This is a genomic window from Martinezella lusitana (assembly GCF_016901135.1).
GTDB classification, from domain to species: Bacteria; Pseudomonadota; Alphaproteobacteria; order Rhizobiales; family Rhizobiaceae; genus Rhizobium; species Rhizobium lusitanum_D.
Genome location: NZ_JAFEVL010000010.1, coordinates 342,913 through 368,671 on the forward strand (window position 1 = coordinate 342,913; position 25,759 = coordinate 368,671).

Genomic DNA, 25,759 nt, shown 5'->3' on the forward strand with positions numbered 1-25,759 from the left:
GCGCACAAGATCATGGCCGAACTCGACATACAGATCAGTGTGGAGGAGGGCGCTTGGCCCTCCGAAGAGGTATTGCAGACACTCGCCGAGCGTGTGCTGGAAGTAGCCGCGAGCTACCTTAGGAAACACGAGAAGCAGCCCTTTCCGAAAACGGCGCCGGAATTGTCGCTGGTGTTCACCGACGACGCCTCGATCCGCGAGATCAACGCCGAATGGCGCTCGCAGGACAAGGCCACGAACGTACTTTCCTTCCCCGCCTTTCCGCTGCAGCTCGGCGGCAAGCCCGGCCCCATGCTTGGCGATATCATCATCGCCAGGGAGACGGTGGAGCGCGAGGCGATCGACCTCGAAAAGAGTTTTGACGACCATCTGACCCATTTGATGGTGCATGGTTTCTTGCATCTCTTCGGCTACGACCATATTAATAATAGCGAAGCCGAAAGAATGGAGGGGCTGGAGACTCGCATTTTGGCGGAGCTTGGCCTATCTGATCCCTATGCGGGACAAGACCCCATTTGATTTGAACCCTGTCTGACCAGGAACAATGAGCGACTTTACGACAAGATCGGCCCCCGAGGCCAAAGACGGCGCCGATACGGCCTCCTCCGACGAGGTTGGCAGTAGTAGCAACGGCAAGCGATCCCAATCTTCATTCTGGGCGCGTGCTGCGCGGATTCTGCGCCCGGCACAGGACTCGGCGCGGCTGCGCGAGGATCTCGCCGACGCGTTGATGACCAACGCGACGGGTGACGATGCCTTTTCCCCGGATGAGCGGGCGATGTTGCACAACATCCTTCGCTTCCGTGAGGTGCGCGTCGAGGACGTCATGGTGCCGCGCGCCGACATCGAGGCGGTGGACCAGAACATCACCATCGGCGAACTGATGATCCTGTTCGAGGAGAGCGGCCGCTCGCGCATGCCTGTCTATGCCGATACGCTGGATGATCCGCGCGGCATGGTGCATATCCGCGACCTCCTGTCCTATGTCGCCAAGCAGGCTCGCAACAAGCGCCGCGGCGGCACCGCCAAGGTTGCCGGGTCCGCGACGGGTGCGACTGCTGCGGCAGAAAAGGTGGCGCGCTCGGCCAAGCCCAATTTCGATCTCTCCCGCGTCGACCTGCAGAAGACGCTGGCGGAGGCCGGCATCATCCGCAAGATCCTGTTCGTGCCGCCATCCATGCTGGCCTCCGACCTCTTGCGCCGCATGCAGGTCAACCGCACGCAGATGGCGCTGGTCATCGACGAATATGGCGGTACGGACGGCTTGGCCTCGCATGAAGATATCGTCGAGATGGTCGTCGGTGACATCGACGATGAGCATGACGATGACGAGGTGATGTTCAAACGCGTTTCCGAGGACGTTTTCGTGGCCGACGCCCGCGTCGAACTGGAGGAGATCGCCGAGGCGATCGGCCCGGATTTCGACATCGCCGAGCAGGTGGACGAGGTGGATACGCTCGGCGGCCTGATCTTCTCCGCGCTCGGCCGCATTCCCGTGCGTGGCGAACTCGTGCAGGCGCTGCCGGGCTTCGAGTTCCACATTCTCGATGCCGATCCGCGCCGCATCAAGCGGGTGCGCATCACGCGCAAGCGGCATGCCGCACGCCGTCGCCCCATCAAGGCGGAAGGCGAGATCGGCGCCCTCGAGCGCGGCTTGCCGTCACCGGAGGCGATTGCCGAGGAAACTTCGGCCGAGCGCAACGCCGCCAACCAATAAACGGCGCTTCGGCGGGACAAGCCGCTGCTTTTTTGAAAGACTGCTGCCAGTTGATTCGCGGTTGGACGGAGCTGGCGCATGGAATGGCTTTCGGGCAGGGTGATCCTCGTCTGGGGTTTTAAACGCGCGCTGCTTGCCATTCTGGCTGGTGCCTTCGGCGTGCTGGCGTTGCCGCCCTTCGGCTTCTTTGCCGCCATGTTCGTCTCCTTCACGCTGCTGGTATGGCTGCTTGACGGCGTCGCTGCCGGCCCCGATAGCGGGCTTTTAGGCCGGCTGTGGCCGGCCTTCTTTACCGGCTGGCTGTTCGGTTTCGGCTATTTCGTCGCCGGCTTGTGGTGGCTCGGCCATGCGCTGCTGATCGATGCCGATGAGTTTGCCTGGGCGCTGCCGCTGGCAATCCTCGGCCTGCCGGCCTTCCTGGCGATCTTCTACGGTGCGGCGACCGTGCTTGCCCGAATTCTCTGGTCCGACGGCGTGGGGCGCATCGCGGCACTCGCCTTCAGCTTCGGTCTGCTGGAATGGCTGCGGAGCTTTCTCTTCACAGGCTTTCCCTGGAATATGATCGGTTATGGCGCCATGCCCATTCCGCTGATGATGCAGTCGGCGCATGTGATCGGCGTGCTTGGCGTCACCGTGCTTGCCGTCTTCGTCTTCGCCGCGCCGGCCCTGCTCGGGACGCGCCAGGGCCGGGTGCCAGGGGTGGCGCTGGCGGTGCTCATCGCCGCCGCCGATTTCGGCTACGGGTATTATGCGCTGAGCCTGCCGGATGCGCCGTCAGCCGGCGGCAAGGCGGCACCCATCGTGCGCATCGTCCAGCCGTCTATCGATCAGGAAACCAAGATGGATTCGGATGCGGACCGCACCGCCATCTTCGACAAGCACCTGGCGCTCTCGGTGCAGCCGCCGGCCAATGGCGGCAAGCGCCCCGATATCATCGTCTGGCCGGAAACCGCCGTGCCCTTCATCCTGACCGACAATCGCGATGCGCTCGCCCGCATCGCCGACCAGCTCGAGGACGATCAGATCCTGATCACCGGCGCGGTTCGCGTCGAGGACATGGGGCCGGGCGCCGCGCCGCGCTATTATAATTCGATCTATGTCATCGACGGCCGCGGCCAGATCATCGGCGCATCCGACAAGACCCATCTCGTGCCTTTCGGCGAATATGTGCCCTTCGAAAGTATCCTGAGCTATCTCGGTATCGAGAACGTCGTGGAATTGCCGGGAGGATTTTCCGCGGCCACGAAGCGGCAATTGCTGACTTTGCCTGATGGCGCCAAGCTTTATCCACTGATTTGTTACGAGATCATCTTCCCGAACGAGATGACGCCGGAAATCCGGCAGGCCGACGCGATATTGAACGTCACGAATGATGGCTGGTTCGGCGACACGCCGGGGCCTTATCAGCATTTCCTGCAGGCAAGGGTAAGGGCGGTGGAGCAGGGCCTGCCGCTGATTCGCAGTGCCAATACCGGCATTTCAGCCTTTGTCGATCCGCATGGGCGCGTGCTCTCCGGAATCGACTATAATCAGCAGGGTTTCATCGACGCGACTTTGGGTCGTGCAACTGTGTCGCGTATCGACGACAAAGCAAGAAATATATACTTCTGGTTGATTGTCGGTGTAGTCGGCATAATCGCTTTGATTTCACGCATGGGTTTTATTTCAAGGGTGAATTGACCAAAAAACCCTAAAATTGCATAGTGCTTGATGTCCGCCTTTTTGAACGTAAACTGGAGGCCTTGGGGGCGTCGGCTGCAACGTGGCGTTATAGGGGTGGTGAAGGGTACCGGGTGGCAAGGACCTGAATTCAACCTATGTTAGGGTAATATGATGATTGAGAACAAAAAAAAGCCGAACCCCATCGACATTCATGTCGGAAGCCGCATACGCCTCCGCCGCACCATGCTTGGCATGAGCCAGGAGAAGCTCGGCGAAAGCCTCGGAATTACGTTTCAGCAGATCCAGAAGTACGAGAAGGGCACCAACCGCGTCGGTGCAAGCCGTCTCCAGAATATTTCCAGCATTCTCAATGTCCCCGTTTCCTTCTTCTTCGAGGACGCCCCGGGCGAGCATAACACTAGCGCCGGCGGCATGGCCGAGGCGTCCAGCTCCAATTATGTCGTCGATTTCCTGTCTTCCTCCGAGGGTCTGCAGCTCAATCGCGCCTTCGTGAAGATTTCGGACGGCAAGGTCCGTCGCAAGGTGGTCGAGCTGGTCAAGGCGCTCGCGGCCGAGGCGGACGCCGAATAGGCCTTTGGGGGCAGCACCGGTATGGTTAAGCCGAGAGGCGGTCATTTTGGCCGCCTTTTCTGCATTTATGGAAAAATTTTATCACTTCGCCCGGGATATAAAGATATATTTATGTCCTTGTGCGGCTTGTTTTTCGAGCTGGAGGCGACTATCAAATGAAGAGATTTGTTCTTTGAGGGGAATCCCGTATGCGCGCGAATTATCTGTTTACGAGTGAGTCTGTTGCCGAAGGTCACCCGGATAAAGTTTGTGACCGTATCTCCGACGAAATCGTCGATCTGGTTTACCGCGAGGCCGCAAAGACCGGCGTGAACCCCTGGGGCGTGCGCATTGCCTGCGAGACCCTTGCCACCACCAACCGCGTCGTTATCGCCGGCGAAGTTCGTCTGCCGCCGAGCCTGATGAAGAAGGACAAGGACGGCAACGACGTCATCAATCCCTCGAAGTTCAAGGCTGCGGCTCGCCGCGCCATCAAGGATATCGGCTACGAGCAGGACGGCTTCCACTGGAAGAAGGCGCGCATCGACGTGCTCCTGCATTCGCAGTCCGCCGACATCGCCCAGGGCGTTGACAATGCCTCCGACCAGCAGGGCGACGAAGGTGCAGGCGACCAGGGCATCATGTTCGGCTACGCCTGCCGCGAAACGCCGGATCTCATGCCGGCGCCGATCTACTATTCGCACAGGATCCTGCAGCTGCTCGCCACCGCCCGCAAGAAGGGCGACGGCGATGTCGCAAAGCTCGGCCCGGACGCCAAGAGCCAGGTGACGGTTCGCTACGTCGACGGCAAGCCGGCTGAAGCAACCTCGATCGTGCTGTCCACCCAGCATCTTGACGACAGCTGGGATTCGAAGAAGGTTCGTGCCGTCGTCGAGCCCTATATCCGCGAAGCGCTTGGCGATCTGAAGATCGCGCATGATTGCAAGTGGTACATCAATCCGACCGGCAAGTTCGTCATCGGCGGTCCGGACGGCGACGCCGGCCTCACCGGCCGCAAGATCATCGTCGACACCTACGGCGGTGCAGCACCGCACGGCGGCGGCGCTTTCTCCGGCAAGGACACCACCAAGGTCGACCGCTCCGCTGCCTATGCGGCGCGTTACCTTGCAAAGAACGTCGTGGCGGCCAGCCTTGCTGATCGTTGCACGATCCAGCTCTCCTACGCCATCGGCGTCGCCCAGCCGTTGTCGATCTATGTCGACCTGCACGGCACGGGCAAGGGTGTCAGCGAAGACGATGTCGAAGCAGCCATCCGCAAGAGCATGGATCTTTCGCCGACGGGCATCCGCCGGCATCTCGATCTCAACAAGCCGATCTATGCCAAGACCTCTGCCTATGGTCATTTCGGTCGGAAGGCCGGCCGTGACGGTTCCTTCTCCTGGGAGCGTACGGATTTGGTGAAGGCTCTCAAGGAAGCTGTGAAGGTGCGGGAAGCCGCATGATCGACGTCGCTCGCCGGTCGCGGGCGACGGAAGCATTCTTCGGCCGGCGCAAGGGTAAGGCCTTGCGCGGCCAGCAGGCCGAGAAGCTGGAGGTATTGCTGCCGCGATACCTTGTCGATCTTTCCGCTCCGGCGCCGCAGCGGCTGAATGACCTTTTCCCGGTACCGACCGAGCGTCTGCGCCTGGAGATCGGTTTCGGTGGCGGCGAGCATCTGATCCACAGGGCAATGGAACAGCCGACCACGGGCTTCATCGGCGTCGAACCATTCGTCAATTCCATGCAGAAGCTGCTTGCGCGTGTCGAAGAAACCGGCGCGCGCAATGTCCGCGTCTACAATGATGACGCCACCCAGCTGCTGGATTGGCTGCCGGACGGCTGCCTGGACCAGATCGATCTGCTCTATCCCGATCCCTGGCCGAAGAAGAAGCATTGGAAACGCCGCTTCGTTTCGCAGGTGAATCTCGCTCGTTTTCATCGCGTGTTGAAGCCAGGTGCGCTGTTCTGCTTCGCTTCCGACATAGACACATATGTCAATTGGACGCTGCAGCACTGCCATGCGCATGGTGGGTTTGAATGGACTGCGCGGAATGCAGCCGATTGGCTGACGCCTTACGAGGGATGGCCGAGCACACGCTATGAGGCAAAGGCGCGGCGCGAAGGGCGGTCTTCGGCCTATCTGACCTTCGAGAGGGTCTGATTGCAGCGCTCCGGGCGAAAATGTCGGATTGAACAGCCGCTATTTCATCAAGACTGCCGTATGACGCATGCCGACTCGAATACACATGCGTCACAACGTTGGCCGGTGTGGGCGGTCCTATATGAACGGTGAAGCTCACCGTCAGGCGATATCGTCGGTCAGTGCAGGCTGATCGTCTTGAGTTCGTCCTCGGCAGCACGATAAAAGGTGCTGGAGCGATTGTCCGTCAGCAGGATCGGCGTGCCGTCGGCACCGAAGAGAGCCCAGAGGTCGACATCGGGATCGATATCGGGCGCCTCGGGAAAGCAACGGGATACTTCGTTCCAATCCATCTTTCTGATATAGGCGACTTCGCCGGTGCCGATATTGGCAAGCTCGGATTCTGTTAGGCGGGCGTTAGCTTCTTTCAAAAGCATGTTCGTACCTCCAGTATGAGGGACCAACGGCAGTGAGCCGTTGTCCTACTGTGAGACCGAAATGTTAATTTTCTTTACTATGCGATCCGGTTCCGGCCGAATGAGATCGACGGAGAGAAGACCGTTCTTCAGAACGGCGCCAAGGACTTGCATGCCGTCGGCAAGGACGAAGACGCGCTGGAACTGCCGGGCGGCGATGCCACGATAAAGATAGTCGCGCTCCCCCTGTTCGACCTGACGCCCGCGGATCAGAAGCTGGTTCTCTTCCGTTGTGATATCAAGTTCGTCTTCCGAAAAGCCGGCAACTGCAAGCGTGATGCGTAGACGCTCCGGCTCGCCCGAGAGGCGGTCGGCCTGCATGCGCTCGATATTGTAGGGAGGATAACCGTCACTGGCCTTGGAAATCCGTTCCAGTGTCTTTTCCATGGTGTCGAACCCCAGAAGCAGGGGGCTGGCAAAAGGCGTCGTCCGGCTCATCGTTTCAAGTCCTTGGTGTCAAGCGACTGTTCCGGACCTGATCTTCAGCACCCGGTTGTCCCTAATATGGGCGTACGTGCCATTGAGTGCAAGGCATCATGCCTTCGCATTTGCGAGACCGAACCCGCTTTCGTCGCGGCTTTGAATGCCTTGACAAAGTCTGAGCGGACTCGCATCAAAGCCCGTCGATCTGCACCGGAGGAAAGTTACAGACATGACCGAACCCAGAAAAATCATCATCGATACCGACCCCGGCCAGGACGATGCTGCCGCGATCTTGCTTGCTTTCGGCAGCCGCGAGGAGATCGACGTGCTCGGCATAACGACGGTCGCCGGCAATGTGCCGTTGCCGCTGACGAGCCGCAACGGCCGCATCATTTGCGAGCTCTGCAACCGTCGCGATGTGAAGGTTTTCGCTGGCGCCGATGCGCCGATCAAGCGCAAGCTGGTCACCGCTGAACATGTGCATGGCAAGACCGGCCTCGACGGTCCGGATCTGCCCGAGCCGACCATGGAGTTGCAGCCGGGCCATGCCGTCGATTTCATCATCGACACGCTGCGCGGCCAGCCCGAGGGCGCGGTCACGCTCTGCACGCTCGGCCCACTGACCAATATCGCGCTGGCCTTCCAGAAGGCGCCCGACATCGTCGGACGCGTGCGCGAGCTGGTGATGATGGGGGGCGGCTTTTTCGAGGGCGGCAACATTACGCCGGCGGCCGAATTCAACATTTACGTCGATCCCGAAGCGGCCGATATCGTTTTCCGCGCCGGCGTGCCCATCGTCATGATGCCGCTCGACGTCACGCACAAGCTGCTGACGCGCAAGGATCGCGTCGCTCGCATCGCCGCCATCGGGACTCCGCCCGCCAAGGCCATGGTCGAGATGCTGGAGTTCTTCGAACGCTTCGATATCGAGAAATACGGTTCGGATGGCGGCCCGTTGCACGATCCGACCGTGATCGCCTATCTCCTGAAGCCCGAGCTGTTCAAGGGCCGCGATTGCAATGTCGAGATCGAGGTGACATCCGAGCTGACCGTCGGCATGACTGTCGTCGACTGGTGGGGCGTCACCGACCGCAAGCAGAATGCCAAGGTCATGCGCGATGTCGATGCTGACGGCTTCTTTGCACTGCTGACGGAACGCTTCGCCCGCATCTGATGCGCGCGAGCAAGAAAAAGGCCGCCGGATCGCTCCGGCGGCCTTTTCGGTTGCTGAGTTAACCCGGCTTAGAATTCTTCCCACGCGTCCTGTGCCAGGGCATTGGCGCCCTGGGTTTGCGGACGTGCCTTGCGCGCCGGTGCGGCTGCGGGCGGGGCCCTGCGGGCAGAGACAGGTGCCCGCATCTGCTGTGCCGCGGCTCGCAATGTGCCGGCGTTGTCCTGGGTGCCGTAGGAGGTGCGGAAGCGCGCGACCAATGTCTTCAGGGTCTGGGCTTCCTCGGCGAGCGTCACACTCGAGGCGGTGGTCTCCTCGACCATGGCTGCGTTCTGCTGCGTCACCTGGTCCATCTGGTTCATGGCCGAATTGATCTCCTTCAGCCCAATGGCCTGCTCGCTTGCGGAGGCGGAGATCTGGCGGATGAGGCCGTTGATCTCCATCACCTGCTCGGCGATCTTGTGCAGGGCATTGCCGGCGCGACCGACCAGATCGACGCCTTCCTTGACCTGTCCGGCCGAGGTGTTGATCAGCGTCTTGATCTCCTTGGCGGCATTGGCCGAGCGTTGCGCCAGTTCGCGGACTTCCTGGGCGACGACCGCAAAGCCCTTGCCGGCTTCACCCGCACGCGCGGCTTCGACGCCGGCGTTGAGGGCAAGCAGGTTGGTCTGGAAAGCAATCTCGTCGATCACGCCGATGATGCGCGAGACTTCCTGTGAGGATTGCTCGATACCGTGCATGGAGGCGATGGCCTTCTGCACGATCTCGCCGGAGCGTCCGGCATCCTCGGATGCGGCGTTGACGCTGCTCGCAGCCGTGCGGGCATTTTCGGCGCTGGAGTTGACCTGTGCGGTAAGCTCGTTGAGGGCCGCGGCCGTTTCCTCGAGGCTTGCCGCCTGCTGCTCGGTGCGTCGGGCAAGGTCCGATGCGCTGTTGCTGATTTCGCCGGTGCCGCTGCCGATGTTGCCGACGCTGAGATTGACCGTTTGCACGGTCTCTTCGAGGCTGGCGAGGGCGGCGTTGAAATCCTGCTTGAGCTGGGCGTATTCGCCGGGGAAGTCTTCCCCGATCCGGTGACCGAGATTGCCCTTCGAAAGCTCGGCCAGGCTTTGGCCGAGAATGCCGACGATGTGTCGCTGCAGCGTGACGCTGTCGTTGTGCTCGGTTTCCGAGCGACGGCGCTCGCCTTCGGCGGCCAGACGTTGATCGGTAGCCTCGCTTTCCAGGCGCTTGGTGTCGGAAAGCGCGAAACGGAAGCCTTCCAGAGCCTTGGCGACCGAGCCCACCTCATCGGCCCGCGCCTGACCGGCGACCGGCTCGGCATAGTTGCCGGCGCTGAGGCCGTTGACGCTGGCGACAAGACCGGCAAGCGGCCTCTGCACGAAGCTGCGCACGGCGGCATAGAGAGCCAGCATGACGGCGACAAGCACGAGGATGCCGGCGACGATCATCGTATAGGTCTGATCCCGCACCGGTGCTGCGATCGCGCTATGCGGCACGTCGATGAGAACGACCCAGGTGGCGTTGAGACCCGGAACGGCAAAGGGATAAACAACGCGGTCGAATTCCTCGCCGCCGTTGTCGGTGAGGTTTCTGAGGACGCTGGCGGAAGAAGAGGTCAACGCCGCTTTGATGACATCCGCGCCATCGCCGTTATAATCCTTCATCAGCAGCTTTGCGCTTGGCGCGACCAGCCATTTATTGTCCTGGGAGACCAGCAGCACGCGGCCGGAACCGAACGGCTGCAGTTTCTGCAGCTTCGTGGAAAGCGAGGCGAGAGAGATGTCGACGCCTGCGACGCCGATCATCTTGCCGCCCGACATGACGGGATAGGCGATCGAGCTCATGGTCGTCGGAACCTCGGTGCCTTCAGCCATATAGGGTGGGGTGATCGCGCCCTTGCCGCTATCGGCGGCGAGCTTCCACCAGGCCGCGGTATAGTCGTTGTCGAAGGTGGAGAACTGAATGCCGCCATCCTTGGTCTTTGACCAATAGGGCGTGAAGGCGCCCTTGTCGTTGACGGCCTGATCCTTGTTGTTGGCGAGTTCGGTCGTCTTGCCGTCGAAAGCGCCGAGCTGCTCACAGAACCAGCTGCCGAAGGCGAATGCGTTCTGTTCGACATTCGCCTTGAGGATGTTGACGATGCCCTTGCGGTCGAAGGTATGGCCCTCGTGGCCGCGGCCGATGATGGCGGCCATGGAGCGGGCGGCGCTGGCCATCTCGCCGACATTGGCGGCGATTTCGTTGGAAATGGACTTGGCCTCGGTATTGGCCTGATCCATCGTCAGAGTCTCGACACGATCGCGAGTCTGGGAAATCAGCAGAAAATTGGAAACCAGCAAGACGAGTGCAATCGCCAGCCCGGTGACCAAGATGAGCTTGGCCGCAAGCGACTTCATACGAAAGATGAACATCATTTCCTCGAAAAAGCGGTGCGTCGGATAGACATTATCCAGATGCAAAAATCGGCGCAGGATGGCCCTATCATGGGGCCGCCGTGAGAATGCCCGCCGCGGCCGGAAGGCTATGGGCGCCAGGCCAGAGGAGAATGATACCGAAGCGCAAAAATTTAATTAATTGCGCTTCGCGATGCTTACGAATTCTTGCCGTTAAAGCCTTTCTGCGACCTCGCTGGCAACCGGAATGGACGGCTGCGCACCCTGCTTCAGGCAGGCGAGCGAACCGGCGACGGCCGCGCGGCGGAGGCTGGCGTGAAAATCCATGCCCTGGTCGAGGCTTGCGGCAAAATAGCCGCAGAATGTATCACCCGCGCCGACAGTATCGACCGGCTCGATCACCAGACCCTTGGCACGCGAAAGCTCGCCGCCGCGGATAGCGATGACGCCGTCGCCGCCGAGCGTCACGATCAGCGTTTGCCCGGTTTCGGCATGCAGGCGGACGAGCGCTGCCTCGCGCTCCGGTGCCGACATGTTGTCCTGGCCGGCCAGTCTCTCGAATTCCGTCTCGTTGGCAATGACGATATCGGCCAGCCGCCCGAGGCGCGCTGCCTCCGGGATGAGCGGAGCGAGATTGAGCACGGTGCGCACGCCCTTGGCCTTTGCTGAAATCAACGCCGTCTCGACCGCGGCAACGGGGATTTCGAATTGGAGCATCAGCGTATCGCCGGGGTTCAGCGCGGCGACGCCCGCCGTTGCGTGTTCGGCCGTATTCGTGCCGTTGGCGCCGGGCACGACGGCGATCATGTTCTCGCCGTCGCCGCCCACGAGGATAAGGGCCGTGCCTGTTGGCTCCGAGACGCGCTTGACGGCGGAAAGATCGGTGCCGGCAGCCTCAAGCAGTGCGAGCGCCGGCTCTGCGAAGCCATCATTGCCGACCGCACCGCTCATGCGCACCGTTGCGCCGGCACGCCGCGCGGCCAGCGCCTGATTGGCGCCCTTGCCGCCGGCGGCGGTGGAAAAGCCGTTGCCGGCGACGGTTTCGCCCGGCTTCGGCAGACGATCTGTCGTGGCGATGAGGTCCATGTTGATGGAGCCGAAAATGGTGATCATGCGATATCCTGCCCTGCGTGTTGATCCTGCATGATCCTGCCCCAAGACTGCTTTCAGTCTTTTGGGATCACGCGCCGATTTGGCGCGACACTGCCCGAAGCGATCAGTCCTCGTCAACCACCCTCAGCTTGAGTTGGCTGGTTCGGTTGTCGATCGGCTTCGGCCTGTCCTCCGCACGCGTCTTTGCCGGTTCTTTCGCGGTCTCGAATTCCAGGGCTTCTATTCTCTCGCCGCGCCGCGTCAGCTTGTCGGCCGAGGTGACGATCATGTCGACATCCTTCTGCGCCATGGCGAAATGTCCCTGGAGCTTGCGCACCCGTTCGTCCAGTCGCGAGAGATCGTCCATCAGATGTGCTACCTCGCTTTGGATGACATGCGCTTGCTCGCGCATGCGCTGATCCTTCAGCACGGCCTGGATGACCTGGATCGACAGCATTAGCAGCGACGGCGAGACGATGACGATGCGTGCGCGCTGGGCCTTCTGCACGATCGCCTCGAAATTCTCGTGGATCTCAGCAAAGATCGATTCGGAGGGGACGAACAGGAAGGCCGTGTCCTGCGTCTCGCCCGGAATGAGATATTTCTCGGCGATGTCGCGGATATGCAGTTCCAGATCCCTGCGGAACTGCTGTCCGGCGATCTTGCCCTGTTCGGGGCTGGCGGCGGCGCGAATGGCGTTCCAGGCCTCGAGCGGAAACTTGGCGTCGATGATCAATGGCGGCGAGCCATTCGGCATGCGAATAGTGCAGTCCGGCCGCGAGCCATTCGAGAGGGTCGGCTGGAAGGAATAGGCGCCCATGGGCAATCCGTCGGCGACGATCGTTTCCATGCGTGCCTGGCCGAAGGCACCGCGCGTCTGCTTGTTGGAGAGGATGGCCTGCAGGCCGACCACGTCCTTTGCAAGCGTTTGGATATTGGTCTGGGCCGCGTCGATGACGGCGAGCCGCTCCTGGAGGCGGCGCAGGTTTTCGTGCGTCGACCGTGTCTGCTCGCCGATCGTCGCCGTCACTCGCTGCGACATGCCGTCCAGACGCTGGCCGATGGCCTGGTTGAGCTCCGCCTGCCGCGCGCCGAACACTTCGGCCATGGTGGCGAGCCGGCCCTGCATCTCTGCCTGCGCCCGCAGCAGCGTCGCCATATTGTGCTCGGCTTCCAGCATGTCGTCTTCCGACCGCCCCCTGCCGCGCATCATCAGGACGATGACGGCGATCATGAGCAGGACGACCAGGCCGGTCAGAACCTGGATCGTCGAGATTGCTTGGCCGAAGATGATGAAGGACATGGAACCGAGTATGCTTGTGGAATTCTTACGGACACCATAACAAAACCGCCGTGAATATCTAGATCAAAACGTGAACAAGATTTTCCGCCCGTTTATTCCGGCCTGGGTCGGCGTCGGTGAAAAAACACCTCGATACGGCCATCTTGGCGATTCCATCGCACAACAAGATGCGTTATGGGAAAAGTCATGACGATCAAGCCACTTATCATTTTACCCGATCCGCTGCTCCGCCAGGCTTCCAAGCCTATCGAGCGTATCGATACTGAAACTCAGCGCCTCGCTGACGATATGTTGGAGACCATGTATGACGCGCCGGGCATCGGCCTTGCCGCCATCCAGATCGGCGTTCCGCGCCGCATGCTTGTGATCGACGTGTCGCGCGAGGGCGAAGAGAAGACGCCGCTGGTTTTCATCAATCCGGAAATCGTCACCTCGTCGGACGATCGCTCGGTCTACGAAGAGGGCTGCCTTTCCATTCCCGACTATTATGCGGAAGTGGAACGCCCGGCGCGTGTCACCGTCAAGTATCTCGACCGCGACGGCAAGGAGCAGCTCACCGAGGCCGACGGCCTGCTTGCGACCTGCGTGCAGCATGAGATCGACCACCTGAACGGCGTGCTGTTCATCGACTATATTTCCCGCCTCAAGCGCGAGATGGTGATCAAGAAGTTCACCAAGGCCGCCAAGGCCAAGGCTCTCTGATCTGCGGTTATTGAAAGATAGGGCTGAAGCGCCTATGATATCATTGATATCAAATGGAGGTGCGGATGAGTGATCTTTTGCTGCGCGGCATTGACGACACACTGAAGAAGCAACTGCAAGCGAATGCCAATCGGCATGGCCGCAGCCTCTCCGATGAGGCGATTGACCTGCTGCGTCAGTCCCTTGGACGCCAGCAGGATCCCAACAGTTCCGCTGGGCAAAGGCTCAGAACCATTCTTGGCGGGGAGAAGCTGAGCAAAGAAGAGATCGATGCAATCGCCGCCTTCCGGCATGCACCAGATCGCGACCCGCCGCGGTTTGAGTAACCCTGCCCTGGAATACTCCCAATGATTGTTCTGGACACCAACGTCGTATCTGAACTTCAAGGGCGATTGCATAGCGATCGGATATTGTCATGGCTCGACGGTTTCGCCGCCGAGACTATTTTTGTGACGAGCATCACCGTCGGCGAGATTCGATTCGGATTGGAGCTATTGGCTGATGGGAAACGCAAGACGGCGCTGATCGCGGAATTGGAAGCAATAGAGGCCGAGTTTTCCGGCCGTGTCCTTGGATTTTCCAGCAGCGCAGCGCATCAGTATGGAATAGTTTCCGCCCGACGACATAGAGTTGGACGACGGATGGAAACGAAGGACGCCATGATCGCCGCTATCTGCCTCACACACGGCGCGACATTGGCGACGCGCAACACAAAAGACTTCGAGGGGCTTGATCTCAAGCTCATAAACCCGTTTGAAGACGGCTAGCGTTTGGTCCCCCCGATAGCGCGGCGCGTCTTTCGGGCAAGATCACGCGAAACTTGATATTTTAGCCGGATGGATCGCATGTCGCTCAGCATCATTTTCATGGGAACGCCCGAATTCTCCGTGCCGACGTTGCGGTCGCTGATCGATGCGGGGCACAAGATTCGCGCTGTTTACACCCAGCCGCCGCGCCCGGGCGGCCGGCGGGGGCTCGACCTGCAGAAATCGCCCGTGCATCAGGCCGCCGAATTGCTGGGCTTACCCGTGTTTACCCCCGTCAACTTTAGGGAACCCGACGAGCGCCAGCGTTTTCGCGATCTCGATGCCGATGTCGCCGTGGTCGTCGCCTATGGCCTGCTGCTGCCGGAAGCGATCCTCACCGGCACACGGCTTGGCTGCTACAACGGCCATGCTTCGCTGCTGCCGCGCTGGCGCGGGGCGGCGCCGATCCAGCGGGCGATCATGGCCGGTGACAGCAAGACCGGCATGATGGTGATGAAGATGGACAAGGGTCTCGATACCGGCCCCATCGCCTTGACGCGCGAGGTCGAGATCGGCGACGTGATGACCGCTGGCGAACTCCACGACAAGCTGATGCTGGTCGGGGCGAAGGCGATGGCGGAAGCGATGAACAAGCTGGAGCACGACGAGCTGCCGCTGGCCGCGCAGCCGGCCGAAGGCGTGCTCTATGCCGCCAAGATCGACAAGGGTGAGACGCGCATCGATTTCGGTAAATCCTCGATGGAGGTTCACAATCATATTCGGGGCCTCTCGCCTTTTCCCGGCGCCTGGTTCGAGGCCGAGATCGCTGGTCGGCCGGAGCGGATCAAGGTGCTCGGGTCGGAGCTGGCCGAAGGGACTGGAGCGCCCGGTAACGTGTTGACGGAGGATCTCGTCATAGCTTGCGCCTCCGGTGCCGTGCGGCTGACGAAGCTGCAGAAAGCCGGCGGCAAGCTGCTGGCATCGGCCGATTTCCTGCGTGGCACGCCGATCGCACAAGGCACCGTGCTTGCCTCGGAGCGGGTCTAATGCCGCGCTACAAAATGACGGTCGAATATGATGGGGGCCCTTATGTCGGCTGGCAGCGACAGACCAATGGTCCGTCGGTGCAAGGGGCGATCGAAGGTGCCATCCTGTCGCTAACGAGGGAGACGGTTTCCACCCGTGGCGCGGGGCGCACCGATTCTGGTGTCCATGCCATGGGTCAGGTCATGCATGTGGACCTTATCAGGGAATGGGAACCCTATACCTTACGCAAAGCATTGAATGCGCATCTGAGGCTCGCGGGTGAGCGTGTGGTCATTCTCGACATCGCAGAGGTCGATACCAGCTTCGATGCGCGCTTCTCGGCCCTCCGCAGGCATTACCTCTATCGCATCATCGCGCGCCGGCCGCCCTTGGCGCTGGAGGCCGGGCGCGCCTGGTGGGTGCCGAAGGAAATGGATCATGAGGTCATGCACGCAGCGGCACAGACCTTAGTCGGCCGGCATGACTTTACGACCTTCCGTTCGGCAAATTGCCAGGCAAACAGCCCGGTGCGCACGCTCGACCGGCTTGATGTCACGCGCAATGGCGAGCTGATCGAGATCCGCGCGACGGCGCAGAGCTTCCTCCACAATCAGATTCGCTCCTTTGCCGGAACGTTGAAGCTCGCAGGCGAGGGCAAGTGGACGTCCGACGATGTGCGCGCGGCTCTTGAGGCGCGAGACCGCAAGGCATGCGGCCCCGTCGCGCCGCCGGATGGACTTTATTTCATGCAGGTGGATTATCGAGATGATGGGTCGCCTGCGGTGCCGTTGCCGGATGAAGAATCTGATGATTCCTGACGACTGCGGCTGTTTCGATCACGGCCAGCTTCACACCGGCGGATAGACGCCGAGGAAGCGCTGCAGGAAATCCGTCAGCAACATGCTCGGGATGAGCAGCACCAGCGTCAAAGTGCCGACGAAGAGCGGGTGCGTGCCGCAGATCATTCTGAGGATGCGCGCCAGCGAAAAGATGATTGCCACGGTCAGTACCAGCGATAGAAGTGCTGCCAAACCCTTTGAGCCGGGGACAAAGACGATCAATGCGAGGAGCAGCGCGTTCAAATAGTTTGCCGGTACGAAAAGCCAATTTATGGTAACGACGATCGGCGCGAACTTGTCGCCGAAGCGAAAGACCAGAAGCAGCACGCCGGCAAGAATGGGTGGTATCAGCCAGTTTGCCGCCTCGACAAGCGCCAGCCGCAGGAAGAAGGCGAGGCCCGTCGATGTTTCCGGAGGCATGGCGGTCAGATAGGCCTGCTGCCACCACAGCCAGGAAATGCCGATCGATGGCAGACTCCAGAAAATGGCCCAGAAGGAGCGGAGCATGCCGCGGTCCGATATGTCCAGATACTGGAAGCCGCGCGCATCCATCCGGATCAGCAGCCAAAGGCCGGACAGATAATATTGGACTTCCCTAAATGTCGGCATTCTCGAACCAGCGCTGGATGAAGGTCTGATAGATCTCGGTCAGCGTTTCGAGATCCGATAGCGCCACGCGCTCGTCGACCATATGCATGGTCTGACCGACCAGGCCGAATTCGACAACCGGGCAATAGTCCTTGATATAACGTGCATCCGAGGTGCCGCCGGTCGTCGAGAGCGCCGGCCTCTGGCCGGTGATGTTTTCGACCGCCGAAGAGAGCGAAGCGATCAGCGCATTGTTGCGCGTCAGGAAGACCTGGCTTGGACGTTCGGACCAGGCGATGTCGTATCTGGCCGGCGGACGTCCGGGGCGCAGTGTCTGGTCGGCGGCGGCGGCATCCAGGCGAGCAAGGATCTCAGCCTTCAGCGTTTCGACGGTCCATGTATCGTTGAAGCGGATGTTGAAGGCTGCGCTCGCCTTGGCGGCGATGACGTTGGTGGCGGTATTGCCGACGTCTATGGTCGTCACCTCGAGGTTCGACGGCTGGAAATTGTCCGTGCCGGCATCGAAAGGCGGGTCGAGCAGCGCTTCGGTCAGTTTGAGGATACTGGGCACCGGATTGTCGGCGAGATGCGGATAGGCGGCATGCCCTTGGACGCCGTGAACGGTGATGAAGCCGGAGATCGAGCCGCGCCGGCCGATCTTGATCATGTCGCCGAGCCGTTCCGGATTGGTCGGCTCGCCGACGAGCGCTGCATCCCATTGCTCGCCGCGCTCGGCCGCCCATTGCAGCAGCTTGATCGTGCCGTTGATCGCCGGGCCTTCCTCGTCGCCGGTGATCAGGAAAGAGATCGAGCCGGCAGGTGGCCCGTGCTTCTCGATATGGCGCGCCACGGCTGCCGCGAAGCAGGCAATACCGCCCTTCATGTCGACGGCGCCGCGACCGAAGAGCTCGCCATCGGCGATTTCGGCGGCAAAGGGCTGATGGCTCCAGGACGCGGCATCGCCGACCGGCACGACGTCCGTATGGCCTGCAAACATCAGATGCGGTTCCTCGGTGCCGAGCCGGGCATAAAGGTTCTCGATATCGGGCGTTCCCGGCTCGCTGGCCGTCATGCGCTCGACCTTGAAGCCGAGCGGCAGCAGCATGTCGGCGAGCGCGGTCAGCGCGCCGCCCTCGGCTGGCGTCACGGAGGCACAGCGGATCAGGGTTTGCAGGTTGGCAACGGGATCGGTAACGGTCATCGGAGGCAACTTATCCGGCGGGAAATGGCAAAGCGATGGCAAAGGGTCGGCGATAGGCCGAAAATCCTTGCCGCGATTCCAGCAATCGCACGGGCATGCTTACCCGGCAAGCGTGAGAGGAGCGCGATATGGCTGCCGCGCTCCCGAATTTATAATCAGTCGCGCAGAAGCTCGTTGATACCGGTCTTCGAGCGGGTCCTTTCATCGACGCGCTTGACGATGACGGCGCAATAGAGGCTGGGGGCCGGCTGGCCGTTTGCCATGGTATTGCCGCTCGGCAGCGCGCCGGCGACGACCACCGAGTAGGGCGGCACTTCGCCATAGGTGATCTCGCCGGTGGCGCGATCGACGATCTTGGTCGACTTGCCGATGAAGACGCCCATGCCGAGCACCGATCCCTCGCGGATGATGCAGCCCTCGACCACTTCGGAACGCGCGCCGATGAAGCAATTGTCCTCGATGATGGTCGGACCGGCCTGCATCGGCTCCAATACGCCGCCGATGCCGACGCCGCCGGACAGATGCACATGCTTGCCGATCTGCGCGCAGGAGCCGACGGTCGCCCAGGTGTCGACCATGGTGCCTTCGCCGACATAGGCGCCGAGATTGACGAAGGACGGCATCAGGATGGCGTTGGGAGCAATATAGGCGGAGTGGCGCACAACGGCGTTCGGCACGGCGCGGAAGCCGGCTTCGCGGAAGCGGTTCTCGCCCCAGCCTTCGAATTTCGAGGGAACCTTATCCCACCAGGTCGCGCCGCCCGAGCCGCCTTCGACGATCTTCATGTCGTTCAGGCGGAAGGAAAGCAGCACAGCTTTTTTAAGCCACTGATTGACCGTCCAGTTGCCGTCCGAACCGCGCTCGGCCACGCGGACCTTGCCGCTGTCGAGCAGGTTCAGCGCCATCTCCACGGCGTCGCGGACTTCGCCGCGCGTCGACGTGTTCACATTGTCGCGATTGTCGAAGGCAGCCTCGATGGTCTTTTCGAGAGAGGCGAGATCGGTAGCGCTCATGGGAATTCCTTAAAACGTCTGTAGCTATCGTGGTTTTCGGATAGAGGTCCGGATACGGTCGATTGGTCCTACAGCATGGGCTTCAAAAATGGAATGTCTTTTCCGCGTCGATTACGCTTGGATTCGGGGCGTTGTAGGGGCATATGCTGAGCTCTGCCGTTGCTGCCCGCTGACAGGGCGGCTCGGCATGATCTATTTGAAAGGCATGGTCAATGAGCAAGGCGAAGAACGGCAGGCTGAGGCGCAAGGACGGGGTATGGGATCCGCTGAAGACGAGCTCGGCGGACAAGAAGCGAGCCGAATCCGTGCCGCGCACGCCGCAGTCGATGTCGCCTTCCTACAGGCTCGCCTATGCGGACGAGGATTTCCTCTGCCGTGAGGAATTGCGGCCGATCCGTCTGCAGCTGGAATTGCTGAAGACCGAAATGTATCTGACCGAACGCGGCATCAAATCGACTGTCGTCATGTTCGGCGGCGCGCGCATTCCCGCACCGGGTGCAAACGCATGGGCCGCGCGCAACGACGTCCAGCGTGCCAATCTCGAGGCTGCGTCGGTTTACTATGAGGAGGCGCGCAAGTTCGCCCGGCTTTGCTCTCGTTATTCGGCGAGCTTCGATTTCCATGAATATGTCGTGGTGACCGGCGGCGGTCCGGGCGTGATGGAGGCGGGCAATCGCGGCGCGTCCGAAGAGGGCGCTCCTTCGATCGGCCTCAACATCGTCCTGCCGCACGAACAGGCGCCGAACGTCTACGTCACGCCCGAGCTCAGCTTCAATTTTCATTATTTCGCGATCCGCAAGATGCACTTCATGGTGCGCGCCAAGGCGATCGCGGTGTTTCCGGGCGGCTTCGGCACACTCGACGAACTGTTCGAATGCCTGACGCTCATCCAGACCGGCCGCATGGAGCGCCTGCCGCTCATCCTCTTCGGCGAGAAGTTCTGGCGCAACATCATCAATTTCGAAGCGCTCGCCGAATTCGGCACCATTGCGCCTGATGACGTCAATCTGATCAGCTTCGTCGACACCGCCGACGAGGCCTGGAAGATCGTCACGGATTTCTACGAGCACGATAACGGGCATTGAACAGCGAAAGCCCGCCGTCGCATGGCGATGGCGGGCTTCGGTCGTGGGAGTAATCGCTCAGGGCGCGATCCATGAAACGTGACGGTGCTTCGTATCGGATCGCGCCGGATCGATCGGTTTAAAGCAGCGGGCGGTCCGGCATGTCGTCCAGCGAGATCACTCCGTCATGATTGCGATCCATGCGGTCGAAGAACTTGTTGGCGGCGTCTTCGGCCTCCTGCTTGCTGATCTGGCCGTTTTCGTCCTTGTCGATGCGATGGAACAGCATCATGCCGCGCATGAGACCTGCCTCATGCATGAAGCGGCCGTGCGGTCCGTGATGGCGCGGGCCGTTGTCACCCTTGTTGTCGTTCTGGGCCTGACCGCCCTTGGCCTGACCGCCCTTGGCCTGGTCGTTCTGGGCCTGGTTGTTGCCCTGATCGTCATTGGCCTTGGCGTGTGCGGCCTTCCATTCCTTGATGCGTTCCTGACGATAGGCGCGCAGCTCGCCGGGCGTGAGCTCGCCGTCATGGTTGGTGTCGATCTGATCGAAGATCTTGTCAACGCCGGCCTTGACCTCATCCTTGGTGACCTTCGTGTCGCCGGGCTGTCCGAATTGCTTCAGCATGCGCACATAGACGATTTCCGGCGAAAAGCGCGGTCCATGCCAGCGACCGCCGTGACCACCCCTTGCCTCATCGCCTTGGGCAGCGAAAGTTGCCTGAGCGGCAGCGCCCACCAGAAGGGCTGCGGAAAGTCCTGCAAGAAGAATTTTTTTCCCGTTCATCGTTTTTCCTTTCGTGTCGAGGAATGGTCAAACGATACGGCTGGCGGTCGAAAACGACCAATTAAACCTCTGTAAGGCGGATGAAACTTTCGTAACCCGATCCTAAGGAATGGTTAAACCAACGCCTTGAGGAAGGCCGCGAGATCGTCGGTAACATAGTCGATGTGATCGTCCTCGCCGGTCGTTCGCTCCCACCATTCGACGACGGTCGTCTCGAGGTTCTGGGGTACGAGCAGCACGGTCTTCATGCCGAGCGCCTTGGGCACGGTGAGGTTGCGCGGCAGGTCCTCGAACATGGCCGCCCTCTTCGTATCCACCCGATTGAGGCTCATGAATTTGTCGTAGGTACTGCCGGCGGGCTTGGGTACATAGTCGGCCGCGACGATATCGAAGATGTCGTCGAAATTGTCGAGAATGCCGAGCGCGCCGGCAGTCGCTTCTGCGTGCTTGACGCTCCCATTGGTGAAGATGAACTTACGTCCCGGCAGCGCCTTGATGGCGGCGGCCAGCTCCGGCTGCGGCGTCAGCGCCGAATAGTCGATCGCATGCGCCTTTTCCAGGAAGTCATTGGGATCGATGCCGTGATGGAGCATCAATCCCTGCAGGGTCGTGCCATGCTCGAGATAATATTGCTTCTGCAGCTTGCGGGCGTCTTCGCGTTCCATCTGCAGCAGAGCCGAGACATAGGCGGTCATGTTCTTGTCGATCTGCGCGAAGAGATCGACATGGTGCGGATAGAGCGTGTTGTCGAGATCGAACACCCAATCGCGGATATCGGCAAAATCTGAAGGTTCGGATAGCGTCTTTGTCTGGCTCATGGCCGCCTTATGGCATGCCGCCTTATCGGAGGAAAAGGAAAATATTCATGCTACGTCATATGGGGGATGCCGCGGACATTGCCGACCGATCCAATGCCGGCTATGATTTTACCATTGAATTCCGGGGCTTTGCTCTATTTGCAAAGTGAGGGGGAGCTTACGCTCTTTCGGGGTTGTGAAGAGGAAAGTCGCCCGGCCGGGCTTTTCGGAGGGGATACGATGAGTCAGGTGGAAAAGGCGCAGGAATTCGCGCGGCTGCACAAAAAGGGTGAGCCGCTCATCCTTTTCAACATTTGGGATGCAGGTTCGGCCAAGGCGGTCACCGAGGCGGGCGCGAAGGCACTGGCCACGGGCAGCTGGTCTGTCGCCGCCGCCAACGGCTTTGGTGACGGCGAGGCGATACCGCTGTCGCTGCTCGCGGTGACAGCCCGGCTGATTTCGGTCACGAGCGCTCTGCCTCTGTCAGTCGATTTAGAAGGCGGCTATGCGGTGGAACCCGAGGCGGTCGCGGCCAATGTCGAAAAGATCATGGATCACGGCGCCATCGGCATCAATTTCGAGGATCAGGTGGTTGGCGGACAGGGCGTCCATCCGATCGAGACGCAGGCGGCGCGCATCCGGGCAATCCGGGAGATGGCCGACCGGCGGGAAATACCATTGTTCATCAATGCCCGCACCGATCTTTTCCTTCAGGAAAGCGATACGGCGCACCACCAGATCCTGCTCGATGAAGCCTATAGCCGCGCCGATGCTTTCGCCGAGGCGGGCGCCAGCGGCTTCTTCGCGCCCGGCCTTGTCGACCCAGAACTGATCGGAGCTCTCTGCGAACGCTCTCCCTTGCCGGTCAATATCATGGTGCGTCCGACGACGCCCGATAATGAGACTATGGCAGGCCTCGGCGTCAGCCGCATCAGCTACGGCCCAGCTCCCTACCGCTCTGTCATGGGAATGTTGAAAAGCGAGGCCGAAGCAATTTATCGGCCGGACTGAGCCGAATTGAAGTCCTGCTGAGGAGGTCGCCCTCCTCAGGGAACGATCAGCGTGCCGGCGCCGTGCTCGGTGAAGATCTCGAGAAGCACCGAATGGGCCGTCTTGCCGTTGAGGATGACGACGCCCTGGACCCCGGCCTTGATTGCGTCGATGCAGGTTTCGACCTTCGGGATCATGCCGCCGGAAATCGTGCCGTCGGCAATGAGCTCACGCGCCTGGGAAACCGAAAGCTCCTTGATGAGCTGGCCCTGCTTGTCGAGCACGCCGGGAACGTCGGTGAGGAAAAGCAGGCGCGTGGCGCTCAACGCACCGGCGATCGCGCCGGCGAAGGTATCGGCGTTGATGTTGTAGGTCGCGCCGTCGCGGCCGGGAGCAACCGGTGCGATGACGGGGATCATCTCGGACTTGGCAAGCAGGTCGAGCAGCGTGCGGTCGACTTCGACCACTTCGCCGACGAAGCCGAGATCGAGCACGCGCTCGATATTGGAATCCGGATCCTTGATGGTCTTGTGCGCCTTTTCGGCGAAGACCATGTTGCCGTCCTTGCCGCAAAGGCCGATCGCCCATTCGCCGGTCTGGTTGATCAGCGCGACGATTTCCTTGTTGATCGAGCCGGCAAGCACCATTTCAACGATCTCGACCGTCTTTTGGTCGGTGACGCGCAATCCGCCCTCGAATTTCGACTCGATGCCCATCTTGGTCAGCATGGCGCCGATCTGCGGGCCGCCGCCATGGACGACGATCGGGTTGACGCCCGATTGCTTCAGAAGCGCGATATCCGCCGCGAATGCTTTGCCGAGTTCGGCATTGCCCATGGCATGACCACCGTACTTCACGACGATGGTCTTGTTTTCGTAACGCTGCATGTAGGGCAGGGCCTTGGCAAGCAGGCTGGCCTGGAGTTCGCTGTGGGCTTCGGACATAGTGCACCCTTCGGGATTGATCGCGGCCTTTTATCTCAAGTTTTTGACAGAGGGAATAATGATATCGGGATTAGTTTCGCTGTGTCACATTAGCGTCGGCGAAATTGAATTCGCCAGCAAGCTTGCCAGCGGGGACTTTTCTTTTAAACATTGGCGCGGGCGCCGCAAGTGGGGAGTCAGATGGCGAACGAGGAGATGGAAGCGCTGATCGGTCGCGTCGCCATGCGTGACCAGAAGGCTTTTACCATGCTCTATAAACGCACGAGCCCGAAACTCTATGGCGTATGCCTCCGTATTATTGGCAACAGGATGGATGCCGAAGAGGTTTTGCAGGAGGTTTACGTGAAGATCTGGCAGCGGGCCGAGCAGTTCGCCGCATCCGAAGGGCCTGCAATGCCGTGGCTGACAGCCATCGCACGCAATAGATCCATCGATTTCGTCCGTGCCCGCAAGCCTGTGGCCGATGAAATCGACGCCGCATACGATCTTGCCGACACCGAACCCGACCCGGAAGAACAAGCAATCGTGAAGGGAGAGGGTAGGCGGATTGACAGGTGCATGGAAGAGTTGGAAGCTGATCGCGCGCGGGCGGTTCGCAGCGCCTATGTCGAAGGCTTGAGCTACCAGGAACTCGCCGATCAACACTCGGTGCCTTTGAACACCATGCGCACCTGGCTGCGCCGAAGCCTGATCAGATTAAGAGAGTGCATGGACCGATGAGTACACCCGATCAAAGCAAGGGAGGCCGCTCCCGCGACGAAGTCCTGGCCGGGGAATATGTACTTGGCGTACTCTCGCTGGAGGATCGCCAGAAGGTCGAGCGGCGCATGCGCAGCGATCGCCAGTTTGCGGCGATCGTCAGCCGATGGGAGCAGAACCTTTCGGAATTCAATGAAGAATACGAAATGGTGACGCCGGCGAAGTCGGTCTTTCCGAAAATAGAAAAACGTATCTTCGGAGATGCGGCGTTGGGTGCCCACCTCTGGAATTCGCTGTTGGTCTGGCGCGTCGTTGCCCTCGGTTCATTGTTCCTTGCCGCTGGCGTGCTGGTTTTCACCATCACAAACAATGGCATATCCCAGCCGGTACCGGGCAAGCAGCTGACGGCTTCCCTTGCCGGCCAGAACAGCGCCATAAATCTCCTGGCCGATTATGACGCTGCCAGCGGGCGACTGAAGGTGACGCCCGTTGCGGCCGGCAAGCCGGAGGAGAAATCGCTGGAGCTCTGGCTCATTCGCGGCAGCGATCCTGCCGAGGCGCTCGGCGTCCTGCCGCAGACCGGCGAAGGCGAAATCGTGCTGCCGCCAGAACTTCACGGCAAGCTGACCGAAGGCGCAATCATCGCCGTCAGCGTAGAACCTTTCGGCGGTTCTCCGAGCGGCAAGCCCACGGGCGATGTCGTGGCATCGGGCACCATCCGTCTTCCCTGAGGATTTATTTCCCTCGAAAGATAATCGCCGCTGAAACTCTTCTCCATGGCCCTCCGTATCTTCCTATGACCCCACACGATCGGGGCAAGAACAGGAAGAGGAGAAGCTATGATCAAGACCGTGATTCGCGTCGTCGCTGTGGCCGCAGCGCTTTCCGCCGCAACCAGCCTCGCCAACGCAAAGGACCCCATGGTGGGCGGCGCGGCGATGTACGCCAGCAAGAATATCGTCCAGAACGCCGTGAATTCGAAGGACCACACGACCCTGGTTGCCGCCGTCAAGGCTGCCGGCCTTGTGGACACGCTCGAAGGCAAGGGTCCCTTCACCGTCTTTGCCCCGACCAATGAAGCCTTCGGCAAGCTTCCGCCCGGCACGGTCGAAACCCTGCTGAAGCCCGAGAACAAGGCAACCCTGACGAAGATCCTGACCTGCCATGTCGTGGCCGGTGACGATATGGCCGCCGCCATCAAGAAATGGGCGACGAGCAAGGGTGGCGAATACGACCTGAAGACGGTCGGTGGTTGCACGATCAAGGCGATGGACAAGGGCGGCAAGCTGACGCTGACCGACGAGGCCGGCGGCACCGCTCACATCACCATCGCCGATGTCAAACAGTCGAACGGCGTGATCCACGTCGTCGACAAGGTGTTGTTGCCGAAGATGTGATCCTCGACGGCGACAG

At 60.7% G+C, this 25,759-nt stretch carries 28 protein-coding genes; 17 read left to right on the plus strand and 11 right to left on the minus strand.

The features are described 5' to 3' along the window. The first annotated feature begins 12 nt into the window (after nucleotides 1-12). The 6 genes from ybeY (at nucleotide 13) to JTP94_RS04650 (ending at nucleotide 6,110) form a co-directional block, all read left to right on the plus strand. Nucleotides 13-519, plus strand: coding sequence for an rRNA maturation RNase YbeY (ybeY, locus tag JTP94_RS04625; RefSeq protein ID WP_204849363.1), 507 nt, complete (start codon nucleotides 13-15; stop codon nucleotides 517-519). A gap of 25 nt (nucleotides 520-544) precedes the next feature. Next, nucleotides 545-1,717, plus strand: coding sequence for a hemolysin family protein (locus tag JTP94_RS04630; protein ID WP_204849364.1), 1,173 nt, complete (start codon nucleotides 545-547; stop codon nucleotides 1,715-1,717). Nucleotides 1,718-1,795: 78 nt separating this feature from the next. Then, nucleotides 1,796-3,397: an apolipoprotein N-acyltransferase gene (gene lnt, locus JTP94_RS04635; RefSeq protein ID WP_204849365.1), complete on the plus strand. Its 1,602-nt coding sequence runs from the start codon at nucleotides 1,796-1,798 to the stop codon at nucleotides 3,395-3,397. A gap of 153 nt (nucleotides 3,398-3,550) precedes the next feature. Then, nucleotides 3,551-3,970: a helix-turn-helix domain-containing protein gene (locus tag JTP94_RS04640; protein WP_034514245.1), complete on the plus strand. Its 420-nt coding sequence runs from the start codon at nucleotides 3,551-3,553 to the stop codon at nucleotides 3,968-3,970. Nucleotides 3,971-4,158: 188 nt separating this feature from the next. Beyond that, the gene (gene metK, locus JTP94_RS04645) at nucleotides 4,159-5,412 is read left to right on the plus strand and encodes a methionine adenosyltransferase (protein WP_204849366.1); all 1,254 of its coding nucleotides are present in this window, start codon (nucleotides 4,159-4,161) and stop codon (nucleotides 5,410-5,412) included. Further along, nucleotides 5,409-6,110, plus strand: a complete 702-nt coding sequence (locus JTP94_RS04650; RefSeq protein WP_204849367.1) for a tRNA (guanosine(46)-N(7))-methyltransferase TrmB — start codon at nucleotides 5,409-5,411, stop codon at nucleotides 6,108-6,110. The genes metK and JTP94_RS04650 overlap by 4 nt, the downstream gene beginning before the upstream one ends. 158 nt (nucleotides 6,111-6,268) lie before the next feature. On the opposite strand, the gene JTP94_RS04655 is transcribed toward JTP94_RS04650, so the two are convergent. Continuing rightward, nucleotides 6,269-6,526, minus strand: a complete 258-nt coding sequence (locus tag JTP94_RS04655; RefSeq protein ID WP_034513911.1) for a DUF1150 family protein — start codon at nucleotides 6,524-6,526, stop codon at nucleotides 6,269-6,271. A gap of 45 nt (nucleotides 6,527-6,571) precedes the next feature. Further along, on the minus strand, nucleotides 6,572-7,003 hold the full coding sequence (locus JTP94_RS04660; protein WP_034513909.1) for an Hsp20 family protein: 432 nt from the start codon (nucleotides 7,001-7,003) through the stop codon (nucleotides 6,572-6,574). A gap of 214 nt (nucleotides 7,004-7,217) precedes the next feature. Here JTP94_RS04660 and JTP94_RS04665 point away from each other — a divergent pair, with 214 nt between their 5' ends. Next, nucleotides 7,218-8,162, plus strand: a complete 945-nt coding sequence (locus tag JTP94_RS04665) for a nucleoside hydrolase (RefSeq protein WP_204849368.1) — start codon at nucleotides 7,218-7,220, stop codon at nucleotides 8,160-8,162. 68 nt (nucleotides 8,163-8,230) lie between these two features. On the opposite strand, the gene JTP94_RS04670 is transcribed toward JTP94_RS04665, so the two are convergent. From JTP94_RS04670 to JTP94_RS04680, 3 genes are all read right to left on the minus strand, one after another. Then, complete coding sequence (locus JTP94_RS04670) at nucleotides 8,231-10,573, minus strand: methyl-accepting chemotaxis protein (RefSeq protein WP_204849369.1); 2,343 nt, start codon at nucleotides 10,571-10,573, stop codon at nucleotides 8,231-8,233. Nucleotides 10,574-10,768: 195 nt separating this feature from the next. Further along, on the minus strand, nucleotides 10,769-11,668 hold the full coding sequence (locus tag JTP94_RS04675; protein ID WP_204849370.1) for a ribokinase: 900 nt from the start codon (nucleotides 11,666-11,668) through the stop codon (nucleotides 10,769-10,771). A 103-nt stretch (nucleotides 11,669-11,771) separates the two neighbouring features. After that, entirely contained in the window at nucleotides 11,772-12,950 is a 1,179-nt protein-coding gene (locus tag JTP94_RS04680; protein ID WP_204849371.1) for a DNA recombination protein RmuC, read from the minus strand. 186 nt (nucleotides 12,951-13,136) lie between these two features. Here JTP94_RS04680 and def point away from each other — a divergent pair, with 186 nt between their 5' ends. The 5 genes from def (at nucleotide 13,137) to truA (ending at nucleotide 16,242) form a co-directional block, all read left to right on the plus strand. Next, nucleotides 13,137-13,652: a peptide deformylase gene (gene def / locus JTP94_RS04685; RefSeq protein WP_204849372.1), complete on the plus strand. Its 516-nt coding sequence runs from the start codon at nucleotides 13,137-13,139 to the stop codon at nucleotides 13,650-13,652. Nucleotides 13,653-13,717: 65 nt separating this feature from the next. Next, nucleotides 13,718-13,978, plus strand: a complete 261-nt coding sequence (locus JTP94_RS04690) for a FitA-like ribbon-helix-helix domain-containing protein (protein ID WP_204849373.1) — start codon at nucleotides 13,718-13,720, stop codon at nucleotides 13,976-13,978. 21 nt (nucleotides 13,979-13,999) lie between these two features. Beyond that, nucleotides 14,000-14,419 (plus strand): type II toxin-antitoxin system VapC family toxin, encoded by a 420-nt coding sequence (locus JTP94_RS04695; protein ID WP_204849374.1) that lies wholly within the window; start codon nucleotides 14,000-14,002, stop codon nucleotides 14,417-14,419. A 78-nt stretch (nucleotides 14,420-14,497) separates the two neighbouring features. Further along, a complete protein-coding gene (gene fmt / locus JTP94_RS04700) occupies nucleotides 14,498-15,445 on the plus strand; it encodes a methionyl-tRNA formyltransferase (RefSeq protein ID WP_204849375.1) in 948 nt (315 codons plus the stop codon). Beyond that, nucleotides 15,445-16,242 (plus strand): tRNA pseudouridine(38-40) synthase TruA, encoded by a 798-nt coding sequence (gene truA, locus JTP94_RS04705; protein WP_204849376.1) that lies wholly within the window; start codon nucleotides 15,445-15,447, stop codon nucleotides 16,240-16,242. Before fmt ends, truA begins: the two co-directional genes overlap by 1 nt. A gap of 30 nt (nucleotides 16,243-16,272) precedes the next feature. Here the strand turns inward: truA and JTP94_RS04710 are convergent, their stop codons facing one another. The 3 genes from JTP94_RS04710 to dapD form a co-directional block, all read right to left on the minus strand. Next, nucleotides 16,273-16,872 (minus strand): hypothetical protein, encoded by a 600-nt coding sequence (locus tag JTP94_RS04710; RefSeq protein WP_204849377.1) that lies wholly within the window; start codon nucleotides 16,870-16,872, stop codon nucleotides 16,273-16,275. Further along, nucleotides 16,859-18,052, minus strand: a complete 1,194-nt coding sequence (gene dapE, locus JTP94_RS04715) for a succinyl-diaminopimelate desuccinylase (protein WP_204849378.1) — start codon at nucleotides 18,050-18,052, stop codon at nucleotides 16,859-16,861. Before dapE ends, JTP94_RS04710 begins: the two co-directional genes overlap by 14 nt. 155 nt (nucleotides 18,053-18,207) lie before the next feature. Further along, nucleotides 18,208-19,065 carry a 2,3,4,5-tetrahydropyridine-2,6-dicarboxylate N-succinyltransferase gene (gene dapD / locus JTP94_RS04720; protein ID WP_204849379.1) on the minus strand — a complete coding sequence of 286 codons (858 nt, stop codon included), beginning with the start codon at nucleotides 19,063-19,065 and terminating at the stop codon, nucleotides 18,208-18,210. A gap of 212 nt (nucleotides 19,066-19,277) precedes the next feature. Between dapD and JTP94_RS04725 the strand changes: the two genes are divergently transcribed. Then, nucleotides 19,278-20,150 (plus strand): LOG family protein, encoded by an 873-nt coding sequence (locus tag JTP94_RS04725; protein ID WP_034513894.1) that lies wholly within the window; start codon nucleotides 19,278-19,280, stop codon nucleotides 20,148-20,150. A 118-nt stretch (nucleotides 20,151-20,268) separates the two neighbouring features. On the opposite strand, the gene JTP94_RS04730 is transcribed toward JTP94_RS04725, so the two are convergent. After that, nucleotides 20,269-20,916: a calcium-binding protein gene (locus tag JTP94_RS04730; RefSeq protein WP_204849380.1), complete on the minus strand. Its 648-nt coding sequence runs from the start codon at nucleotides 20,914-20,916 to the stop codon at nucleotides 20,269-20,271. 113 nt (nucleotides 20,917-21,029) lie between these two features. Then, nucleotides 21,030-21,734 carry a pyrimidine 5'-nucleotidase gene (locus JTP94_RS04735; protein ID WP_204849381.1) on the minus strand — a complete coding sequence of 235 codons (705 nt, stop codon included), beginning with the start codon at nucleotides 21,732-21,734 and terminating at the stop codon, nucleotides 21,030-21,032. A 219-nt stretch (nucleotides 21,735-21,953) separates the two neighbouring features. Here JTP94_RS04735 and JTP94_RS04740 point away from each other — a divergent pair, with 219 nt between their 5' ends. Further along, on the plus strand, nucleotides 21,954-22,724 hold the full coding sequence (locus JTP94_RS04740) for an isocitrate lyase/phosphoenolpyruvate mutase family protein (protein WP_204849382.1): 771 nt from the start codon (nucleotides 21,954-21,956) through the stop codon (nucleotides 22,722-22,724). Between the two features lie 35 nt (nucleotides 22,725-22,759). Here JTP94_RS04740 and argB read toward each other — a convergent pair whose 3' ends face one another. Beyond that, nucleotides 22,760-23,647: an acetylglutamate kinase gene (argB, locus tag JTP94_RS04745; RefSeq protein ID WP_204849383.1), complete on the minus strand. Its 888-nt coding sequence runs from the start codon at nucleotides 23,645-23,647 to the stop codon at nucleotides 22,760-22,762. Between the two features lie 180 nt (nucleotides 23,648-23,827). Between argB and JTP94_RS04750 the strand changes: the two genes are divergently transcribed. The 3 genes from JTP94_RS04750 to JTP94_RS04760 all read left to right on the plus strand — a co-directional run bounded on the left by JTP94_RS04750 (nucleotide 23,828) and on the right by JTP94_RS04760 (nucleotide 25,743). Beyond that, the gene (locus JTP94_RS04750) at nucleotides 23,828-24,367 is read left to right on the plus strand and encodes a sigma-70 family RNA polymerase sigma factor (protein ID WP_204849384.1); all 540 of its coding nucleotides are present in this window, start codon (nucleotides 23,828-23,830) and stop codon (nucleotides 24,365-24,367) included. Beyond that, nucleotides 24,364-25,077 (plus strand): anti-sigma factor domain-containing protein, encoded by a 714-nt coding sequence (locus JTP94_RS04755; RefSeq protein WP_204849385.1) that lies wholly within the window; start codon nucleotides 24,364-24,366, stop codon nucleotides 25,075-25,077. Before JTP94_RS04750 ends, JTP94_RS04755 begins: the two co-directional genes overlap by 4 nt. A 108-nt stretch (nucleotides 25,078-25,185) precedes the next feature. Continuing rightward, nucleotides 25,186-25,743 (plus strand): fasciclin domain-containing protein, encoded by a 558-nt coding sequence (locus tag JTP94_RS04760; protein ID WP_204849386.1) that lies wholly within the window; start codon nucleotides 25,186-25,188, stop codon nucleotides 25,741-25,743. The last annotated feature ends 16 nt before the right edge of the window (nucleotides 25,744-25,759 follow it).

Bases quoted from the DNA above. Each gene is read 5' to 3' on its own strand.
- JTP94_RS04670 (WP_204849369.1), bottom strand. From the start codon at position 10,573: ATGTTCATCTTTCGTATGAAGTCGCTTGCGGCCAAGCTCATCTTGGTC.
- JTP94_RS04750 (WP_204849384.1), top strand. From the start codon at position 23,828: ATGGCGAACGAGGAGATGGAAGCGCTGATCGGTCGCGTCGCCATGCGT.
- def (WP_204849372.1), top strand. From the start codon at position 13,137: ATGACGATCAAGCCACTTATCATTTTACCCGATCCGCTGCTCCGCCAG.
- JTP94_RS04695 (WP_204849374.1), top strand. From the start codon at position 14,000: ATGATTGTTCTGGACACCAACGTCGTATCTGAACTTCAAGGGCGATTG.
- JTP94_RS04675 (WP_204849370.1), bottom strand. From the start codon at position 11,668: ATGATCACCATTTTCGGCTCCATCAACATGGACCTCATCGCCACGACA.
- JTP94_RS04650 (WP_204849367.1), top strand. From the start codon at position 5,409: ATGATCGACGTCGCTCGCCGGTCGCGGGCGACGGAAGCATTCTTCGGC.
- lnt (WP_204849365.1), top strand. From the start codon at position 1,796: ATGGAATGGCTTTCGGGCAGGGTGATCCTCGTCTGGGGTTTTAAACGC.
- JTP94_RS04710 (WP_204849377.1), bottom strand. From the start codon at position 16,872: ATGCCGACATTTAGGGAAGTCCAATATTATCTGTCCGGCCTTTGGCTG.
- dapD (WP_204849379.1), bottom strand. From the start codon at position 19,065: ATGAGCGCTACCGATCTCGCCTCTCTCGAAAAGACCATCGAGGCTGCC.
- JTP94_RS04690 (WP_204849373.1), top strand. From the start codon at position 13,718: ATGAGTGATCTTTTGCTGCGCGGCATTGACGACACACTGAAGAAGCAA.
- JTP94_RS04735 (WP_204849381.1), bottom strand. From the start codon at position 21,734: ATGAGCCAGACAAAGACGCTATCCGAACCTTCAGATTTTGCCGATATC.
- JTP94_RS04655 (WP_034513911.1), bottom strand. From the start codon at position 6,526: ATGCTTTTGAAAGAAGCTAACGCCCGCCTAACAGAATCCGAGCTTGCC.
- argB (WP_204849383.1), bottom strand. From the start codon at position 23,647: ATGTCCGAAGCCCACAGCGAACTCCAGGCCAGCCTGCTTGCCAAGGCC.
- JTP94_RS04640 (WP_034514245.1), top strand. From the start codon at position 3,551: ATGATTGAGAACAAAAAAAAGCCGAACCCCATCGACATTCATGTCGGA.
- JTP94_RS04630 (WP_204849364.1), top strand. From the start codon at position 545: ATGAGCGACTTTACGACAAGATCGGCCCCCGAGGCCAAAGACGGCGCC.
- truA (WP_204849376.1), top strand. From the start codon at position 15,445: ATGCCGCGCTACAAAATGACGGTCGAATATGATGGGGGCCCTTATGTC.
- JTP94_RS04730 (WP_204849380.1), bottom strand. From the start codon at position 20,916: ATGAACGGGAAAAAAATTCTTCTTGCAGGACTTTCCGCAGCCCTTCTG.
- JTP94_RS04725 (WP_034513894.1), top strand. From the start codon at position 19,278: ATGAGCAAGGCGAAGAACGGCAGGCTGAGGCGCAAGGACGGGGTATGG.
- JTP94_RS04665 (WP_204849368.1), top strand. From the start codon at position 7,218: ATGACCGAACCCAGAAAAATCATCATCGATACCGACCCCGGCCAGGAC.
- JTP94_RS04660 (WP_034513909.1), bottom strand. From the start codon at position 7,003: ATGAGCCGGACGACGCCTTTTGCCAGCCCCCTGCTTCTGGGGTTCGAC.
- fmt (WP_204849375.1), top strand. From the start codon at position 14,498: ATGTCGCTCAGCATCATTTTCATGGGAACGCCCGAATTCTCCGTGCCG.
- metK (WP_204849366.1), top strand. From the start codon at position 4,159: ATGCGCGCGAATTATCTGTTTACGAGTGAGTCTGTTGCCGAAGGTCAC.
- dapE (WP_204849378.1), bottom strand. From the start codon at position 18,052: ATGACCGTTACCGATCCCGTTGCCAACCTGCAAACCCTGATCCGCTGT.
- JTP94_RS04755 (WP_204849385.1), top strand. From the start codon at position 24,364: ATGAGTACACCCGATCAAAGCAAGGGAGGCCGCTCCCGCGACGAAGTC.
- ybeY (WP_204849363.1), top strand. From the start codon at position 13: ATGGCCGAACTCGACATACAGATCAGTGTGGAGGAGGGCGCTTGGCCC.
- JTP94_RS04760 (WP_204849386.1), top strand. From the start codon at position 25,186: ATGATCAAGACCGTGATTCGCGTCGTCGCTGTGGCCGCAGCGCTTTCC.
- JTP94_RS04740 (WP_204849382.1), top strand. From the start codon at position 21,954: ATGAGTCAGGTGGAAAAGGCGCAGGAATTCGCGCGGCTGCACAAAAAG.
- JTP94_RS04680 (WP_204849371.1), bottom strand. From the start codon at position 12,950: ATGTCCTTCATCATCTTCGGCCAAGCAATCTCGACGATCCAGGTTCTG.